The sequence below is a fragment of the Subdoligranulum sp. APC924/74 genome (genome assembly GCF_003324125.1).
Classification (GTDB): domain Bacteria; phylum Bacillota; class Clostridia; order Oscillospirales; family Ruminococcaceae; genus Gemmiger; species Gemmiger qucibialis.
The window spans coordinates 1-2,938 of the sequence record NZ_PSQF01000165.1 but is presented as its reverse complement, the minus strand read 5'-3'; the positions used below and the strand labels follow the sequence as shown (position 1 = coordinate 2,938).

3 protein-coding genes are annotated in these 2,938 nt (G+C 47.2%); all 3 read right to left on the bottom strand.

The window, feature by feature from the left end; genetic code table 11:
* Positions 1-203: 203 nt before the first annotated feature.
* Positions 204-671 (bottom strand): hypothetical protein, encoded by a 468-nt coding sequence (locus C4885_RS15860; RefSeq protein WP_147237879.1) that lies wholly within the window; start codon positions 669-671, stop codon positions 204-206.
* A gap of 14 nt (positions 672-685) precedes the next feature.
* Entirely contained in the window at positions 686-1,948 is a 1,263-nt protein-coding gene (locus tag C4885_RS15855; protein ID WP_114001260.1) for a ParB N-terminal domain-containing protein, read from the bottom strand.
* A 1-nt stretch (position 1,949) separates the two neighbouring features.
* A partial coding sequence (locus C4885_RS15850; protein ID WP_147237877.1) for a ParA family protein occupies positions 1,950-2,938 on the bottom strand: 989 nt, incomplete at its 5' end.

Here is a 2,938-nt window from a genome sequence, read left to right as displayed (position 1 = left end):
GTCGGGTTGCGGTACCCGCATCGTGCTTCGGGGGCAAAAGCCCCTCGCACTCTGCGACCGCTGCCCCTGCTTCGGTTCACTGTTTCCGCCACTGGCGGCGCTCACCTTTGCAGCATCCAGTATTATCTGCGCTTTTGGCTTAGCATCTGCCACACCTCGCTCGCCGTATCGGCACTTAGAATTATGCGGTATTGCCCTACCTCTTAATGTATAACCGGAGGTTTTCTATCCAGCGCTTCATTGTTCAGCAGCAGCCCCAACACGGCAAAGCGATAGGTTACAATTTGCCCGTGGTCCATTGATTTGCGAATATCCTGAATCCGGACAATTTTTTTCAACGTTTCAAGCTGATCTTCCATCAGATAAAATGTAACCTGCTTATTGATCGGCTTTGCGCCCCGCTTTCCGGTTTGCTCCGGTAGATATTCTATAATATCTTTGCTTTCTGGCAACACATAATAGCTGCTTCGCTTGCCCTCCGGAATCGCAGCGTAGTCTTCCGATCCAAATACAACGCAGTGTTCTGGTTTCACGCTTGCTGCTTTGTTGAGCTCACTGATCAATAATTGATTGGCAATCGTTCCCACGCGAAGCCCCTGATAAGCGGCTTCCAATTCAAAGCATTCATATATTTCCGGCCGGAAACGAATCAGAACTCTTTCTTTTTTCATTGTGTCCACCGGCATCAATCGATCGATTCTATGATGTTTTTAAGCTTCATCGAAATCTCGATGATTTCATTCAGCGCCGCAACATCTGCATTACGGGATTCTTTGGATACACCTTTCAGCGCTTTTGCAAATGCCTTACTGCTGTATGCCTTATTCAATTTTTTGACCATTTGGGGAACACTTTTCTGGATCATGCTGCTCTTGGTTTCTGTAACCTCGTGTTCCTTTCGCGCACGGTCCCTGGCGGCTTCTTTTTTGCCCTCGTAATCGATGGCGGAAATTTCTTTCGGTTGGCTACTTACCTTAGCTTTGCCGTATTCATCCGCTTTCCCTTTCAGTTCAGCGAGACCATCATCAAAATAAAGAATCGCCTTTTTATAAGCAGCTTCGTATTCTTTGGTCGTTCCCTGCCGCTGTGCATCGTATAGCAGCTCTCTGAATGCGTCATGCAGATTGTCCCGAAGAACCTCTACATAGTTCTTTCCCGCATCTTCTGTATCGCTGCTATGGCAATCTACTTCCTGCAATTTGGCAAACCGCTCCGCGATTTCATCCTGTATGTCCTCTTCAAACCGCAGATAAGTCTCACATTCGCTTCTCGTTAAAAATTTATCATTTAGAAGTTCTTTTAGTTTGCCCTCCAGCTTCTCTTCGATCCGCGCATCCCGCTCAATCGTGCGTGGATTTACGGTACTGACGCTTTTTGTCGCGCCAAGGGCTTCTTCTCTGCTCATATTATAAGGTTCTTTTTGCAGGCAGGTGATAAATTCCGCAATCGCCTGGCGGCGAATTGCTTCATCACTGAATCCGCCGCGGACCTGCAGGTTTGCGCTGTACAGTAGCACTTTTCTTTCATTTTTAGACAAAGGTGTTATCACAACATTGCAATTCACAATATTCCATGTTGCATCGCCTTTTTCTTGCAGGTAATTCAATGCACGAAACCGCCGTTCGCCGGAAAGCAAAACATATACCATTCCTTCTTCGCGCTGTTCAGGGAATACAACAAGGTTATGCATCAACCCATTGCGCTTAATATCTTCCGCCAAAATGCGGATGTCTTCATCGTCATCCATTACACGGAAAATCTGGTTATCCGGGTTGGTTCGGATATTAACCAACGCAATATATTTATTATCGTATTCAACTTTTCTATTTTTAGCGAACAAACTATTATAGATGTTGCCCGCCTCGTTATTGTTTACCTCTGCAAGAATACTTTTGCCGGGGAGAGCAGGGGACGTTATGTTTCCCTTCATCTTCTTTTTCATTGCCATTTCAGTTCACCCCCATCTTTGCAAGCTGAGCCTTTAGTTCTTCGTAAGCCTTGCCATAGGCCACCGCAACCGGCTGTGTTTTTGCCATATAGCATACGGGAAGATGCTTCGTAACCGACATGTTCACACTAAGGCCGCTGGGAATCTCCGTTTTATAAAGAGAAGCCCCTAAAACCTGTTTGCACTGGTCGCGGATAATTTTTGTAGTAGCTGCCTTTTTCACTACCATCGTAAGAATTACGCCAACGCCTTTCAGATGGCTGCCGGGGGTATTCCGCAGCTCATTGCAGAGCGCATAAGTACGGAACGCCGATTCCTGCGAATTTGCCTCACAAAGAGAGGGAATCAGCACATAATCCGCCGCATTGATTGCATTCGTCAGCAAGAGTGAATCACGGGTCGGCTGGGTATCAATAATGATGTAATCATAGTCCTCCCGGACCTGATTTAAAAAGTAATAGAGGAATTCTCCCATATTCGTCAGGCACTTCGGGTCGCCCGGCTTGAAGTAGGTTTGTGCATCCTCAAAAATTCCCGGAATACGCTGGTTGATCCGCGGCGTCTGCGCGCTGCAGGGGATCATATCTACATTTTCGTATTCCGTTTCGGTGATATAGTCCTTCGTCTTTGTATAACGGAAGCCATCAAACATATCAAAAAGAGCTCTTCCGTTATAAACGCCGCTGGTAATTCCATTGCCGCCGCTCAAAGCGCTCGTCAGGTTTCCCTGCGGGTCTGTATCGATGCAAAGAACTTTTTTACCCTCATCGCCCATCAGATAGGCGAGGTTAGAAGCAGTGACCGTTTTTCCTGCTCCGCCTTTCTCGATGGCGATCGTAATGATCTGTGCTGCCATTGGCGTTCCCTCATTTCGTTGGTTGATCATAAAGTGGAAAGACTTAGGGCAACACCGCACAATTCCCGCCTTGCGGCTTAAGCACCGCTCCGGCAGCTGCGGCACGGCATCTGCGTTGCCAAAATGCTCGATAA

What these genes read in the sequence shown, in the direction of transcription:
- C4885_RS15860 (WP_147237879.1), bottom strand. Translation starts at nt 671, where the DNA reads ATGAAAAAAGAAAGAGTTCTGATTCGTTTCCGGCCGGAAATATATGAA.
- C4885_RS15855 (WP_114001260.1), bottom strand. Translation starts at nt 1,948, where the DNA reads ATGGCAATGAAAAAGAAGATGAAGGGAAACATAACGTCCCCTGCTCTC.